Source organism: Peribacillus sp. NPDC097198 (assembly GCF_044762055.1).
Taxonomy (GTDB): Bacteria; Bacillota; Bacilli; order Bacillales; family DSM-1321; genus Peribacillus.
This window is the reverse complement of the sequence record NZ_JBIWDO010000001.1, coordinates 159,853-174,989: the sequence shown is the minus strand read 5'-3', so window position 1 is coordinate 174,989 and position 15,137 is coordinate 159,853. Positions and strand designations below refer to the sequence as shown.

Here is a 15,137-nt window from a genome sequence, read left to right as displayed (position 1 = left end):
GGATGAATTATGCGTTGAAAGTCGAGAATCTGACGATAGCTTATCATAAAAAGCCGGTGGTCGAAGATGTTACATTCGAGGTTCCGGAAGGGAATCTGATTGGTATCATCGGTCCGAATGGGGCGGGGAAATCCACCTTGATCAAGGGGATTCTTGAATTGGTTCCAAGACTAGCCGGGAAAGTCACGATCCATGGTGCTTCTTATAAATCCATGAGGAAGAGTATCGGTTATGTACCACAGCGAGAATCGGTGGACTGGGATTTCCCGACAAATGCACTCGATGTCGTGATGATGGGCAGGTACGGGCACCTGGGCTGGTTGAAGCGTCCCGGGAAGGCTGAACGAATGAAGGCGATGGAATGTCTGGAAAAAGTAGGGATGGTTGAGTATGCTGACCGTCAGATTAGTCAGCTTTCCGGCGGGCAGCAGCAACGGATTTTCCTGGCACGAGCGTTGGCGCAGGAAGCGGACATCTATTTCATGGATGAACCATTTGTGGGCGTTGATGCCGCAACGGAAAAGGCAATCATCCAGCTATTGATGGAGCTGAAAGAAAAAGGGAAGACAGTTCTTGTAGTGCATCATGATTTGTCGACTGTGAAGGAATATTTCGATTGGACGATGTTGCTCAATAAAAAGGTGATGAAGATTGGTCCGACAGAAGAGGTCTTCATTCCTGAGTTTTTGCAGGAGACATATGGAGGACGGTTAGCGATATTATCCGATGCTGAGTCAGGCTTGCTATTGAAATGAGGTGTACACGATGAACGTTCTGGATATACTTGCGGACCCCAACACAAGATGGATATTGCTAGGCACCATGTTCCTTGGCTTAAGCAGTGGAGTCATCGGAAGTTTTGCTTACTTGAGAAAACAATCCCTATTGGGTGACACGCTCGCACATGCGGCCTTGCCTGGGATTTGCGTCGCTTTCATCGTAACAGGGGTGAAGTCGACCTCCTTCTTTCTGATCGGAGCGGCCGTTGCAGGTTTAGTGGCGGTTTTTCTGATTAGCATACTGACGAGGTACAGTAAAATCAAACAGGATGCGGCACTAGGCATCGTATTGACTTCATTCTTTGGATTGGGAATCGTATTGCTGACACAGATCCAGCAGAGTGAATATGGAAACCAAAGCGGACTGGACACTTTTCTGTTCGGGCAAACGGCATCGATGGTGATGTCGGATGTGTATATGATGATGACCGTTTCCTTTATACTCATTTTCACTTGTACGTTATTTTTCAAGGAATTTAAGCTATTGTCCTTCGATCCTGGATTTGCCAAGGGGATGGGATTGCCGGTCGTATTCCTCGACTATTTCATCATGATGCTGATAGTGGCGGCTGTCGTCATCGGCATTCAGGCGGTAGGGGTAGTGTTGATGGCATCCTTGCTGATTACCCCAGCCGTTTCTGCCAGGTACTGGACGGAGCGCCTGCATATCATGGTCATACTCTCTGGAATTTTCGGTTTGCTGAGCGGGGTGTCCGGGACATTAATCAGCACGTCGGTCAATAACCTGCCAACAGGCCCTTTGATTGTTTTATCGGCCACGGTCTGGTTTTTCTTTTCCATGCTTTTTGCTCCTAAACGTGGAGTCATCTCCAAGACGTGGAGAAGGGTTTCGGCAAAAAAGATCTATGTACATGAACAGGAAAAAAGGAAAGGAAGCCATTCAGCATGAACGATTTTTGGATTATCTTAGTCGGGGCGCTTGTAGCGAGTTCCTGCAGTGTACTGGGGTGTTTTTTAATAGTAAGGAAGATGACCTTGATTGGCGATGCAATCAGTCACTCGGTTTTACCCGGCATCGTATTGGCGTTTTTAATAACGGGGTCGCGTGATTCGATTCCCATGCTGATTGGTGCAGCAGCACTCGGTTTACTTACCGTATTCTTAATCCAGCTATTCCAAACATCCGGGGTTCAATCCGACGCAGCGATAGGCATCGTGTTCACTTCCCTATTCGCAGTAGGGATTGTATTGGTCAGTTTATATACACAGCAAATCGATTTTGATCTGGATCATGTCCTTTATGGCGAGATTGCATATACCCCATGGAATATGATGTCAATCGGTGGGGTTATGGCAGGGCCAAAGGCCGTTTGGATTGTAGGAAGCTGTTTCATGATCAATCTTCTCTTACTTTTTCTTTTCTTCAAGCAATTTAAGCTGGTTTCCTTCGATCCCGCACTTGCTGCAGCGATGGGCATACCGGTTATATTTTTTCACTATTTACTGATGGGTCTCGTTTCTTTGACAACTGTGGCGTCGTTTGATAGTGTCGGTTCGATTTTGGTGGTGGGGATGCTCATTATTCCTGCGGCAACGGCCTATTTGCTTTCGGACCGATTAAGTCGGATGATTGTCGTCAGCATCGGGGTCGGGGTCTTGAGCTCGGTCATTGGGTATTATTCAGCAACTTTTCTTGATGCTTCCATCTCAGGGTGCATGGTTGGTTCAGCCGCTTTCTTATTCGGCTTGGCTTTCCTTTTTTCACCGATCAACGGGGTGGCCACTAGGTTTATAAAACGAAGAAGGGCAAGGGAAACCCATTTATAGTACATTCCACTTAGAGGCTGCATGATTTTCACTTCATGTGGCCTTTTTGCCATCAAACTATCCTTAGATATAGTTGTGATTTTCTTTGTTTAAAGTATAATGAGTAAGTGTAATTTAAAGAAGCAGGAACCTTTTTAAGGGAGAGTTCATTATGGAAGAACAAAATAAATTTTCATCGCGAATAGATTTTTCTTTGGTCACGATATTATTGTTGTTATGTATTGGTAGTTGTTTGGCCATATACAGTGCGCAGACTACTGGACAATACGAAGAAAACTTCTTAATAAAACAAATATTTTGGTATGCGGTTGGAGTCGGGATTGTTCTCGGAATCATCACGCTGGATTCAGACCAGTTGAAGAAGATATCTTGGTATGCATATGGATTCGGATTATTGCTATTGTTATTATTGCTTGTCATGCCAGATTCCATTGCGCCCGTACGTAATGGTGCGAAAAGTTGGTTCATCATTAAGCCACTGGGATCGATACAGCCCTCGGAATTCATGAAGGTTTTTCTCATTTTGGCCTTGGCGAATGTCATTTCAAATCATCATCTCAAGAATACGTTGAAAACCATCCAAACCGATCTCTGGCTCCTTGTTAAGATAGGGCTTGTGACGGGAGCTCCGTTGCTGTTGATCATGCAACAGCCGGATTTAGGTACATCGCTTGTTTTAATGTCAATCATGATCGGAATGATCTTCATTTCGGGGATATCATGGAAAATCTTGCTTCCAATCGTGACAGCCGGTATCGTTACCGTTTCCACCATCATGTACTTCGTCCTCTGGCATCCGGAATTGCTTGAGAAAATAGGTGTGAAAACGTATCAGTTCGGCCGTATTTATTCATGGCTGGATCCTTATAACTATGCGAGTTCGGAAGGGTATCATTTGACGAAATCCTTGCTGGCCATAGGTTCGGGGCAGACCACAGGTAAGGGCATAGGGTCAAGGGAAGTATATTTACCGGAAAGTCATTCGGATTTCATCTTTAGTATCATCGGGGAAGAATTCGGCTTCATCGGTTCCAGTATCATTATCTCCTTGTTCTTCTTATTGGTTTACCATATTACAAAAACCGGCATGGAAACGCGGAATAATTTCTATACATATATTTGTGTGGGCATCATCAGCATGTTAACGTTTCACGTGTTTCAAAATATCGGAATGACGGTCGGCGTATTACCGATCACCGGAATTCCGCTTCCATTCATCAGTTACGGGGGAAGCTCGCTCATGGGGAATATGATGGCCATGGGCTTGATATTCAGCATAAGGTATCATTATAAAAAGTACATGTTTTCGACGGATATATAAAAAACGCCGGCCATTCACCATGGCCGGCGTTTTTTATAGTTATTGAAGCTTTGAACCGGATGGGAATTGATCTTTATATCCAGAGAACTGCTGGTAGGACTGGCCTAAACTATCAGTTTGTGCCTTTTCCAAGCCATACCATCCTTTTTCGAACATCAGGTTATAAAGTTCCCGTTGCATTTCCTGGGTTTCCTTAGAGACCGAGAAAATATCTTGAAATAAAGCTTGGTTACTCATCTCATGGAGGGCAACTGAATAAGAGTTACAGAAATACTTCTCTGTTGCCAACATATCATTTGTAAAATCGCGATCATTCATTTCTGGCGTCTTGGCAATGGTTGATTCGGGATTTTGGACCTTGTTTTGATTAGGCATCAAGAAACCTCCTTTACTGGAATTGTTGTTGGTTTTGCTGTTGGTTTGGATTTAAGTGGGACAAGATGGTGTCGTAATGACGTTGATGCATCTGTCCACAGCGGGTTAAAGCGTCTATGATTTGAGGATCTTTACATTGTTTCGCGTAAAAGTGTGCTTTTTTAATCGCAATCAAGTTCCAGGAAAGCATATCGGTAAGGTACATACTATCTTTTACAGATACCATTTCGGGTGGCTGTTTCATGAAACCGGTCGTTTGTTGCTGGTTGTTCATCGAGTTTTGTTGTTCCATCATCTTACCTCCTTCATTGTGGTCTGAACGAGATTAATTTCCCCTGTTTTTAATTTTATATTCGAGAAGAGCAAGTGACTGAATATACATGAAGGATATAAGAGCCTAACCCTAACATCTATTTTTCCAAACGGGGATTTGGAGGGAACGCAGATGGAACTAATGAGGAACTTCTTTCTCTACCTATCGAAGAATAAACCATTAATTAAGGCTGCACGGAGATATGGATTGCGTTTTGGGGCAGCCCGCTTTGTTGCCGGAGAAACTTTGGATGAAGCGACTAAGGTCATTGCAGAACTAAATCGGAAAGGGTTATCTGTGACGATAGACTATCTAGGTGAATTCATAGATCATGAGCAGGAAGCAGAAGAGATGGCAAACCAGTGCATCGATGCGATTCGAGCCATTTCCGAGCATGGTCTCGATTCCCAATTATCATTGAAACTTACTTCGATGGGTTTGGATATCTCGGAACATGTTGTCATGAAGAATATGAGAAGGATTTTAGAAGAAGCAAAAGCCGCCCGGGTATTCGTTACGCTAGATATGGAAGATTTTCCGCGCTGTCAGCCAACATTAGAAGTGTTCAAAAAACTAAAAGCTGAATATAATGATCTTGGTACGGTTATACAAGCATATCTTTATCGGACGGAGAAAGATCTCGACGAGTTGAATTTCCTCCATCCGAATCTTCGACTGGTTAAAGGAGCTTATAAAGAACCAAGTGACATCGCCTTCCCAGAAAAAGAGAAGGTGGATGCAAACTTCAAGAAAATCATTAAAAAGCATCTGCTAAATGGGAACTATACGGCGGTCGCCACCCATGATGATAAAATCATTGATTACACGAAAAACCTCGTCAAGAGACATGGCATCAGCCCGGATCGGTTCGAATTTCAAATGTTATACGGCATCCGGAATGAAAAGCAATTGGAATTAGCTGATGAGGGTTATAAGGTTAGGGTGTATGTTCCATATGGTACGGATTGGTACGGATATTTCATGCGCCGCCTAGCGGAGAGGCCAGCCAATGTTGCCTTCGTTTTAAAGGGGATATGGAAGAGATAGCAGGTGTAAGAGCCGGCCCGGATAAGGGACGGCTACTCTACTTTGGACTCTATTTTTTAAATTGATTGTTCTGGCTGTTCACCTTATTCTTTCCGTTGTTACGTTCACCGCCAGGACCCGCGTTTCCTTTCACGCTTGCGGCACTTACGGCTCCTTTGGAAGGATTATCTTTATGCTTCATGAGTATACGTCACCTCCTGTTCGTTATTTTCTTCTAAAGAGTGAAAACTAACCAAGGGTTTTACGATAAAAATATTTAATTTTTCCTGTTTAATCATTGCAGAATTTCCAAATTTATTCTATATTAGTAATAAGAATAAATATTCAAAAATTTTTTAGGGCAAAAATGAATGAGCATTCATTCAATACATTGTGTAAGGGGGATATGAACTTGGTTCGACAAATACGAAAGGCTGCTGTTCTAGGGTCAGGAGTTATGGGATCAGGGATTGCTGCACACCTTGCTAACATCGGCATTCCGACTTTATTATTGGATATTGTACCTCGTGAACTCACGGAGGACGAGAAGAAAAAAGGTCTTACATTAGAAAATAAACAAGTACGTAACCGCATTAGTCAGACTGCGATTACTAAACTTCTAAAACAAAAACCAGCTCCGTTATCAGCAAAAGGCAATCTGGCCTTGATTGAAGCGGGGAACCTGGAAGATGATATAAGCCGTTTAAATGAAGTAGATTGGGTAATTGAAGTGGTCGTGGAGAGACTTGATGTGAAGCAGAGTGTGTTTGCTCAGGTTGATAAATACCGTAAACCGGGCAGCATCATTTCTTCCAATACATCAGGTATATCAATTGAGGCGATGGCCAAGGGACGTTCTGAAGATTTCCAAAAGCATTTCTTGGGAACTCACTTTTTCAACCCTCCACGCTATTTAAAACTTTTGGAAGTCATTCCTACGAAAGCCACTGCTCCTGAAGTACTTGAATATATGAAGCAATTTGGTGAAGACGTTCTTGGTAAAGGAGTGGTCGAAGCCAAAGATACACCGAATTTCATCGCCAACCGCATCGGTACGTATGGTCTGCTTGTTACCCTTCGTGAAATGCAAAAAGGCGGATACAGCGTGGGTGAAGTGGATTCTGTAACAGGTCCATTGATTGGCAGGGCGACGAGCGCAACATTCCGTACGCTTGATGTAGTGGGTCTTGATACTTTTGCACATGTTGCGAAGAATGTATATGACCAGGTTGAAGGAGAGGAAAAGGAAGTTTTCCGCATCCCGGATTTCATGAATAAAATGCTTGAAAACGGTTGGCTTGGAAGCAAATCCGGACAAGGATTTTTCCTGAAAAAAGGCAAGGAAATCCTTGAACTGAATCCTGAAACACTTGAATACGAACCACGGAAAAAACTGAAAACGCCTTCTATAGAAATGGCGAAACAGGCAAAAGGTCTTTCTAATAAAATGAAAGCGCTTGTTTATAGTGATGACCGTGCTGGCCTCCTGCTTTGGAATGTGTTGAATCCAGCCCTTGTGTATTCTGCACAACTACTAGGAGACATTGCTGACGATATTGTGGCAATTGACCAGGCAATGAAATGGGGCTTCGGTTGGTCTACAGGACCTTTCGAAACGTGGGACGCAATTGGTGTCGAAAAATCAGTAGCACGCTTAGAACAAGAAGGTGTCACTGTTCCTCAATGGGTGAAGGAAATGCTGGAAAAAGGCATCACTTCATTCTATAAAGAAGAAAATGGTGTAGTTTCCTACTATCACAATGGTGAATATAAGGAACTTCTTGAGAATCCAAAGGTGATCAACCTGAAAGCGATCAAGAAGCAAAAAGGCGTAATCAAGAAAAACAGTGGTGCAAGTTTGATTGATATTGGAGACGGAGTCGTACTTCTTGAGTTCACGTCACCGAACAATGCAATTGGTCTTGATATCATGCAGATGATCAATGCGGCTGTTGATGAGGCCGAAGCAAATTATAAAGGCTTGGTCATTGGAAACCAAGGCAAAAACTTCTGTGTAGGCGCCAATATCGCCATGATGTTGATGGAAGCCCAGGATGACAATATATTCGAATTGGATATGGTGATCAGCCAATTCCAAAAAGCGATGTTGAAAATTAAATATAGTGCGGTCCCTGTCGTCGTAGCGCCATTCAATATGACGCTTGGCGGAGGTGCAGAAGTTTCCCTTCCTGCCGCACGCATTCAGGCGACTACGGAAACGTATATGGGTCTAGTGGAAGCTGGCGTTGGCTTGATACCTGGTGGTGGCGGAACCAAAGAACTTTATGTGAAAACATTGAAGAGCATGCCAAAAGGCGTCGACTTTGATTTGCAGAAGGTAGCGAATCGGGTATTTGAAACGGTTGCCATGGCTAAGGTTTCTACTTCTGCCGAAGAGGCGCGGGAAAATAATTTCCTTGGTGCTTCCGATCGAATCAGTGTGAATTCCGACCATCAGTTATATGATGCGAAGCAGTCCGTCATTTCGATGTATGACCAAGGTTACACAGCACCAACCCGCACGAAAATCCCTGTGGTTGGTGAGACCGGTTATGCCGCACTTCTTTTAGGGGCAGAAGCGATGCGTCTTTCAGGCTTCCTCTCCGAGCATGACCTAGTCATCGCTAAAGAGCTTGCGTATGTCCTGGCTGGTGGGAAACTTCCATTCGGTACAGAAGTAGATGAACAATATATCCTGGACCTAGAAAAACAAGCATTCTTAAAATTGATTTCAACACCGAAATCACAACAAAGGATGCAACACATGCTTGTTAAGGGAAAACCACTTCGTAACTAATTGATCGTCCAAAGATAGAGTCAAATAACTAAAGTTCAATAGGTTGATAGCTTAAAAATGAAGTAAGGGGGATCCTCATGAAAGAAGCAGTAATAGTAGCTGGAGCAAGGACTCCGGTAGGAAGAGCAAAAAAAGGTTCTCTTGCTAACGTTCGTCCAGATGATTTAGGGGCTCTTGTGGTAAAGGAAACGTTGAAGCGTGCTGGAAATTATGAAGGCAATATCGATGATTTGATCATCGGCTGTGCGATGCCAGAGGCAGAGCAAGGCCTGAATATGGCAAGGAATATCGGAGCATTGGCTGGCTTGCCATACACGGTGCCGGCCATTACCATCAATCGTTACTGTTCGAGTGGTTTGCAAAGCATTGCATATGGAGCGGAACGAATCATGCTCGGCCAAAGCGATACGGTCATAGCAGGTGGCGCAGAATCTATGAGTCTAGTGCCTATGATGGGCCATGTTACCCGTCCGAACGCACATCTTGCTGAAACGGCGCCTGAGTATTACATGGGTATGGGGCACACAGCCGAAGCTGTAGCGAATAAATATGGGATTTCCCGTGATGACCAAGATGCATTTGCTGTACGCAGCCATCAAAGAGCGGCGAAGGCCATTGCAGAAGGGAAATTCTCTGATGAAATCGTTCCGGTAGACGTAACTCTCCGTTCTGTAGGTCCGGATTTGAAACTGCAGGAAAAGAAATTTCAATTCACTCAAGATGAAGGCGTCCGTGAGGGGACGACAGTCGAAGTCCTTAAAAAGCTAAGACCGGCATTTTCTGTAACTGGATCCGTTACCGCAGGAAATTCATCGCAAACAAGTGATGGAGCTGCTGCCGTCATGGTGATGGAGGGAGAGAAAGCTTCCTCTTTAGGCATGAAGCCAATTGGTAAGTTCCGTTCCTTTGCGGTAGCGGGAGTTCCGCCTGAAATCATGGGGATCGGCCCAATCGCTGCGATTCCTAAAGCATTAAAACTTGCAGGGCTTGAGCTATCTGATATCGGTTTGTTCGAATTGAATGAGGCGTTCGCTTCTCAATCCATTCAAATCATCCGGGAGCTTGGCTTGAACGAAGAGATTGTCAACGTCAATGGAGGGGCCATCGCCCTTGGTCATCCACTTGGCTGTTCGGGTGCCAAATTGACCCTAAGCCTGCTTCATGAAATGAAACGCAGAAACCAACAATTCGGAGTAGTCACCATGTGTATCGGCGGCGGTATGGGTGCTGCCGGAGTATTCGAATTATTAGCTTAGAACCTTTTATCCGGATGCAGGTATAATCACTGTATCCGGCCTTCAATGAAACTTATTATAATGAAACTTACCATATAGGAGGAATTTTTATGTCCAATCCAACAACAGAAAACTTGATTAAAGGTGGAGCATTTTTAGTCGAAGATATTACGTATGATCAAGTGTTTACACCAGAGGATTATTCTGATGAGCACAAAATGATTGCCAAAACTTCTGAAGATTTCGTAGTGAACGAGGTCCTTCCGCAAGTTGAACACTTAGAAAACCATGAATTTGACCGTTCTGTAAAATTGCTGAAGCATGCTGGGGAAATTGGCTTACTAGGCGCTGACGTACCAGAAGAATATAGCGGTCTTGGCCTTGATAAAATCAGCTCTGCATTAATTACGGAAAAAATGGCACTTGCTGGCGGATTCGGAATTACGCACGGTGCGCACGTAGGAATCGGCTCTTTACCAATCGTATTATTCGGTAATGAAGAGCAAAAACAAAAATACCTTCCACTACTTGCAACAGGTGAAAAAATTGCGGCATATGCTTTAACTGAACCGAGCTCGGGATCTGATGCGTTGGGTGCGAAAGCAACGGCAAAATTGAATGCAGAAGGCACTCATTATATTTTAAATGGAGAAAAACAATGGATCACGAATGCAGGATTTGCAGATGTATTCTGTGTTTACGCAAAAATCGATGGCGAACAGTTTTCCGCTTTCATCGTAGAACGTGAATATCCTGGTGTATCTACAGGTGCCGAAGAAAAGAAAATGGGCATTAAGAGTTCTTCTACACGTACATTGATCCTTGAAGATGTAGCCGTTCCGGTTGAGAACCTTCTAGGTGTCGCGGGTAAAGGCCATGTCATTGCCTTCAATATCTTGAACATCGGACGTTATAAATTGGGTGTCGGTGCAGTAGGCGGTTCAAAACGTGCTCTTGAACTTACAGCTGCTTATACAAATCAGCGTCAGCAGTTCAAAACGAAAATTTCTGATTTCAACCTAACAAAAGAAAAATTAGCGACGATGGCTTCTAAAATCTATGCCGCGGAAAGCTCTGTTTATCGTACGGTCGGCCTTTATGACCAAAGACAAAGCAAACTGACTGATGAGCAAGTAAAAGACGGTAAATCCATGGCCGCAGCCGTTGCTGAATACGCAATCGAGTGTTCATTGAATAAATTCTTCGCTTCGGAAGTGTTGGATTATGTAACTGATGAAGGGGTTCAGCTTCATGGTGGGTATGGCTTCATGCAAGAATATGAAATTGAGAAAGCGTACCGTGATTCTCGTATTAACCGCATCTTTGAAGGGACAAATGAGATCAACCGCTTGCTCGTTCCAGGCACATTCCTGAAAAAGGCACTTAAAGGTGAACTTCCTCTTCTTCAAAAAGCACAAGGCTTACAAGAAGAGTTAATGATGATGATGCCGGAAGAGCCAGGCGATGAGCCGTTGGCACAAGAAAAAATGCTGGTTAGAAATGCTAAGAAAATTGGCATCCTGGCTGCAGGCCTTGCTGCACAAAAATTCGGTAAAAAACTTGATCAAGAACAAGAAATCCTTTCAAATATTGCTGATATCGTATCTCTTGCCTATGCTGCTGAATCAGTGGTGCTACGTACGGAAAAAGCAATCGCGACTACAGGTCTAGAAAAGAACCAACAAAAAGTGCTTTACACTGAAATCTTCGTTCAAGAAGCTTTCAATGAAATCGAGCAACATGCAAAAGAAACGTTGATTGCTGTTGAAACTGGCGATACGTTGCGCATCATGCTTTCTTCCCTTCGCAAGTTGACTAGACATAATCCAATCAATGTTATTGCGAAAAAACGTGAAGCTTCCGTCAAAGTAATCGAAAATGAAAAATATGCACTTTAATTCTTAAAGTCTTAATCAAGGGGATGCCCATATCGGGTATTCCCTTGATTTATTTTGTAGGTTTTTCATGGGGATGCGAAGAGAGGGTCTATCGTTGTATTGCCCCAAAAAAACGGGTATTCTAAGGGAAGGTGGTGAAACGATGGGCTTAACTTTATACTGGTACCCAAAATGCGGCACATGCCGTAATGCAAAGAAGTGGCTGGATCGTCATGAGTTGCAATATGAAGCGATTCATCTCGTGGAAAATCCCCCTTCTCGGGCAGAAATTGAACAAATATATAAAAGTAGTGGACTAGAGTTGAAGAAGTTTTTCAATACGAGCGGGCAAAAATATCGCGAGCTCGGTTTAAAAGACAAACTGAAAGAAGCTTCAGAGAAAGAGATGCTCGATATATTGGCTACGGATGGCATGCTTTTGAAAAGACCAATTGTGACGGACGGTTCAAAAGTGACAGTAGGTTTCAAAGAAGAACAATTCGATCAGACCTGGAGCTAAGACTTTACAAAACATTTGGATAATTCCTTATCATAACAAAGAATCTACCTTATAATGTAATAGATAAAATATAAGCTGTAATATGGAGGGAATTAATATGTCAACGCCAAAAGAACTTCGTTATACAAAAGAACATGAATGGGTCAAAACGGAAGAGGGTACAGTACGCATAGGGATTACTGCATTCGCCCAGTCTGAACTTGGGGACATCGTTTTTGTTGAACTTCCAGAGGTCGGATCTGAACTGAAAGCGAACGAGCCCTTTGGTAGTGTAGAATCCGTTAAAACGGTTTCTGAACTTTATGCTCCTATTAGCGGCAAGGTCATTGAAATCAATGAAGAGTTAAATGACAATCCTGAATTCGTTAATGAATCTCCGTTTGAAAAAGCATGGATGATCGTCCTTGAACCATCAGACAGCAGTGAAGTTGAAAAACTGATGAGTGCAAACGAATATGATAGCCTGATAAACGGGTAAGTAAGGTGAGGGGGAGGCTTTAATTAAGCCTGCTCTTTTTCAATTTGAGTGGAGACGGGGTGATGAGATGGAATGGGATGTACCCGATAAAGTGATCATGGTTGAAGGCCTTTCAGACAAGCGCAAAGTGGCATCCGTTCTGGACGAAGAAGTGGAAATCAGATGTACCAATGGCACCATTTCTTTAACGAAGTTGGATGAAATGGTGGATGAATTGATAGGCCGGGACGTTTATATCCTTTTTGACGCAGATGAGTCAGGGGAAAAGCTAAGGAAACAATTTCGTCGGGAACTGCCGGAAGCAAGGCATTTGTACATAGATAGGATGTACAAGGAAGTCGAGGATACCCCAGAACATCACATCGCTTCCGTGCTACTAGCTGCAAATATGAAAGTGAAAACTAAATTTACAAGTAAAAGGATGGAAGAGTAACTGATGGAGGAATGGAAAGAAGAAGACTTTAAGCAAGCTGTTGATCAAGGGAACACTTTTAGCTTATATCTATACACACCTTTGTGTGGAACCTGCCAGGTGGCTTCAAGAATGCTTTCCATAACACTAGAGCTGTTCCCGGAAATGAAGGCTGGAAAAATGAACATGAATTATGTCCAGACATTGGCTGAGCGATATGAAATTGAGAGCGTACCCTGTCTTTTGCTTTTTGAAAAAGGAAAGATGACAAAAAAAATATATGCCTTTCAGTCTGTTCCTTATTTGTATGGATTGCTGAAAGAGATAAGCTAAAAGCCGATCCTACATGGATTGGTTTTTTTGTTGAAGTCATGGGGGGAATATAGCATTCGTATTAATGATTGAATATTCTAATAACTAATTGACTACCTGCTACTAAAGTGCTATATTTTGTATGAAGTACATACGTTATAGACGCATCATACACGAGGATGGAATGTTTGCCATTTACAAAACGCGCTTATCCAAGCGACATCGTTCAATAGGGAAATCTCTATCGACCCCGGCGGGAAATTCCGACTTCTTCATATTATAAGGTTCCTTGCATATAACAAGAGATGAGGCAATATCGCTTTAATTCCTACTAAAACAATGGAAGAAGGGGAGAATATAATGACAGAAAAAAAATTCCGCTTTGAGACGTTGAGTGTGCATGGCGGTTTAAAAGTCGACGAAACGGGTGCCCGCGCCGTGCCCATTTATCAAAGTAATGCTTATTTGTTCAAAGATACAGATCATGCAGCGAATCTATTTGGATTAAAAGAGAATGGTTACATCTATACGAGGCTTCACAATCCCACTGTCAGTGTCTTTGAAGAAAGAATGGCCCTGTTAGAAGGGGGAATCGGTGGATTGGCAGTTGCAAGCGGCATGGCCGCTATATCCCTTTCCATCCTTAATATCGCTGGTATGGGGGATGAAATCGTTTCTGCTTCAACACTGTACGGCGGGACCTATAATTTATTTGAAAATACACTCCCTAAATACGGAATCAAAGTGAAATTCGTCTCACCTGATGATCCGGAAAATTTCAAACGGGCAATCACTCCACGAACGAAGGCCATATTTGCCGAAACAATCGGCAACCCAAGCTTAAGGGTTCTTGATATCGAAGCAGTGGCGGAAATAGCCCACGAAGCAGGGATACCTCTTATTATTGATAACACTTTCGCAACGCCGTATCTGTGCCGACCAATTGACTTTGGGGCGGATATTGTCATCCATTCAGCTACAAAGTGGCTATTGGGTAATGGTACGACATTAGGGGGAGTCATCATCGACGGTGGTAAATTCGATTGGAATTCGCCTAATTATCCAGGCTTTACGGAACCTGACCCTAGTTACGATGGACTTGTCTATTCCGAAGCGGTAGGGCCTGCTGCCTTTATTACGAAAGCGCGTGTGCAATTGCTTCGGGATTTGGGACCGACGTTAAGTGCTCAAAGTGCATTCCAGTTCACGCTTGGCCTGGAAACGCTCCATGTCAGGATGAAGGAACACCTGTTGAATACGAGGACAGTCATTCAATACTTGGAGAACCATCCGGCAGTCTCATGGGTTTCTTATCCGGGTAACGATGATCATCCCGATAAAGCCCTTGCAGATAAATACTTGCCTAAGGGAGCCGGATCTGTGGTGACGTTTGGAATTAAGGGGGGACGTGAAGCAGGTTCCACACTCATCAATTCGGTTGAGTTATGGTCGCATGTCGCCAATGTCGGGGATGCTAAAAGCCTAATCATCCACCCAGCAAGTACAACTCACCAGCAATTGAATGATGCAGGACTGGTCAAGGCCGGTGTCAGTGCCGACCAGGTTCGCCTTTCAATCGGTATTGAAAATGTAGACGATTTACTTGAAGATCTAGAGCAAGCGATTGAAAAAGCGACGAATATCGTGTCAGTGAATTCTCAAAGAGTTTAATGGAGAAACAGGTACACCCTAGGATTTTACATTGCACTCCTTTTTTATCTGTGTTAAAATTTCAGACATAGTAAAGTGAATGTTAAGACAAAAAAGAATAGTCCATATATAGCTCTTATCAAGAGAGGTGGAGGGATGTGCCCGTTGAAACCCGGCAACCGACAAGGATTTTCCTTGGAAAGGTGCCAATTCACACAAAGCGTAGAGGCTTTGGGAGATGAGAGGAAGGCCTG

General features: G+C 43.5%; 16 protein-coding genes and 1 riboswitch. Of the genes, 13 read left to right on the top strand and 3 right to left on the bottom strand.

The window, feature by feature from the left end; genetic code table 11:
* Window positions 1-2: 2 nt before the first annotated feature.
* The 4 genes from ACIQXQ_RS00910 (at window position 3) to rodA (ending at window position 3,888) form a co-directional block, all read left to right on the top strand.
* Window positions 3-755 (top strand): metal ABC transporter ATP-binding protein, encoded by a 753-nt coding sequence (locus tag ACIQXQ_RS00910; RefSeq protein ID WP_402870903.1) that lies wholly within the window; start codon window positions 3-5, stop codon window positions 753-755.
* Between the two features lie 10 nt (window positions 756-765).
* Window positions 766-1,689 carry a metal ABC transporter permease gene (locus tag ACIQXQ_RS00905; protein WP_402954403.1) on the top strand — a complete coding sequence of 308 codons (924 nt, stop codon included), beginning with the start codon at window positions 766-768 and terminating at the stop codon, window positions 1,687-1,689.
* Complete coding sequence (locus ACIQXQ_RS00900) at window positions 1,686-2,567, top strand: metal ABC transporter permease (protein ID WP_402954400.1); 882 nt, start codon at window positions 1,686-1,688, stop codon at window positions 2,565-2,567. Before ACIQXQ_RS00905 ends, ACIQXQ_RS00900 begins: the two co-directional genes overlap by 4 nt.
* Before the next feature lie 151 nt (window positions 2,568-2,718).
* Window positions 2,719-3,888 carry a rod shape-determining protein RodA gene (gene rodA, locus ACIQXQ_RS00895; RefSeq protein ID WP_402954397.1) on the top strand — a complete coding sequence of 390 codons (1,170 nt, stop codon included), beginning with the start codon at window positions 2,719-2,721 and terminating at the stop codon, window positions 3,886-3,888.
* Window positions 3,889-3,927: 39 nt separating this feature from the next.
* Here the strand turns inward: rodA and ACIQXQ_RS00890 are convergent, their stop codons facing one another.
* Together ACIQXQ_RS00890 and ACIQXQ_RS00885 are read right to left on the bottom strand one after the other, a co-directional pair.
* A complete protein-coding gene (locus tag ACIQXQ_RS00890) occupies window positions 3,928-4,263 on the bottom strand; it encodes a spore coat protein (protein WP_402870912.1) in 336 nt (111 codons plus the stop codon).
* Window positions 4,264-4,276: 13 nt separating this feature from the next.
* Window positions 4,277-4,555 (bottom strand): hypothetical protein, encoded by a 279-nt coding sequence (locus tag ACIQXQ_RS00885; protein WP_402870913.1) that lies wholly within the window; start codon window positions 4,553-4,555, stop codon window positions 4,277-4,279.
* A gap of 153 nt (window positions 4,556-4,708) precedes the next feature.
* Between ACIQXQ_RS00885 and ACIQXQ_RS00880 the strand changes: the two genes are divergently transcribed.
* Entirely contained in the window at window positions 4,709-5,623 is a 915-nt protein-coding gene (locus ACIQXQ_RS00880) for a proline dehydrogenase family protein (protein WP_402870916.1), read from the top strand.
* A 49-nt stretch (window positions 5,624-5,672) separates the two neighbouring features.
* On the opposite strand, the gene ACIQXQ_RS00875 is transcribed toward ACIQXQ_RS00880, so the two are convergent.
* On the bottom strand, window positions 5,673-5,804 hold the full coding sequence (locus ACIQXQ_RS00875) for a YuzL family protein (protein ID WP_402870919.1): 132 nt from the start codon (window positions 5,802-5,804) through the stop codon (window positions 5,673-5,675).
* A 210-nt stretch (window positions 5,805-6,014) separates the two neighbouring features.
* Between ACIQXQ_RS00875 and ACIQXQ_RS00870 the strand changes: the two genes are divergently transcribed.
* The 8 genes from ACIQXQ_RS00870 (at window position 6,015) to ACIQXQ_RS00835 (ending at window position 14,904) form a co-directional block, all read left to right on the top strand.
* Window positions 6,015-8,399 (top strand): 3-hydroxyacyl-CoA dehydrogenase/enoyl-CoA hydratase family protein, encoded by a 2,385-nt coding sequence (locus ACIQXQ_RS00870; protein ID WP_402954394.1) that lies wholly within the window; start codon window positions 6,015-6,017, stop codon window positions 8,397-8,399.
* Between the two features lie 77 nt (window positions 8,400-8,476).
* Window positions 8,477-9,655, top strand: coding sequence for an acetyl-CoA C-acetyltransferase (locus ACIQXQ_RS00865; protein WP_402870923.1), 1,179 nt, complete (start codon window positions 8,477-8,479; stop codon window positions 9,653-9,655).
* Window positions 9,656-9,744: 89 nt separating this feature from the next.
* On the top strand, window positions 9,745-11,532 hold the full coding sequence (locus ACIQXQ_RS00860) for an acyl-CoA dehydrogenase family protein (protein ID WP_402870926.1): 1,788 nt from the start codon (window positions 9,745-9,747) through the stop codon (window positions 11,530-11,532).
* A 142-nt stretch (window positions 11,533-11,674) separates the two neighbouring features.
* Window positions 11,675-12,031: an arsenate reductase family protein gene (locus tag ACIQXQ_RS00855; RefSeq protein ID WP_402870929.1), complete on the top strand. Its 357-nt coding sequence runs from the start codon at window positions 11,675-11,677 to the stop codon at window positions 12,029-12,031.
* A 97-nt stretch (window positions 12,032-12,128) separates the two neighbouring features.
* Complete coding sequence (gene gcvH / locus ACIQXQ_RS00850; RefSeq protein WP_402954391.1) at window positions 12,129-12,509, top strand: glycine cleavage system protein GcvH; 381 nt, start codon at window positions 12,129-12,131, stop codon at window positions 12,507-12,509.
* 67 nt (window positions 12,510-12,576) lie between these two features.
* Window positions 12,577-12,942: a toprim domain-containing protein gene (locus ACIQXQ_RS00845; protein WP_402954388.1), complete on the top strand. Its 366-nt coding sequence runs from the start codon at window positions 12,577-12,579 to the stop codon at window positions 12,940-12,942.
* Between the two features lie 3 nt (window positions 12,943-12,945).
* On the top strand, window positions 12,946-13,254 hold the full coding sequence (locus ACIQXQ_RS00840) for a thioredoxin family protein (RefSeq protein WP_402870937.1): 309 nt from the start codon (window positions 12,946-12,948) through the stop codon (window positions 13,252-13,254).
* 339 nt (window positions 13,255-13,593) lie between these two features.
* Window positions 13,594-14,904 (top strand): O-acetylhomoserine aminocarboxypropyltransferase/cysteine synthase family protein, encoded by a 1,311-nt coding sequence (locus ACIQXQ_RS00835; RefSeq protein WP_402954385.1) that lies wholly within the window; start codon window positions 13,594-13,596, stop codon window positions 14,902-14,904.
* A 112-nt stretch (window positions 14,905-15,016) separates the two neighbouring features.
* A riboswitch (SAM riboswitch) is annotated at window positions 15,017-15,128 on the top strand.
* Window positions 15,129-15,137: the final 9 nt, after the last annotated feature.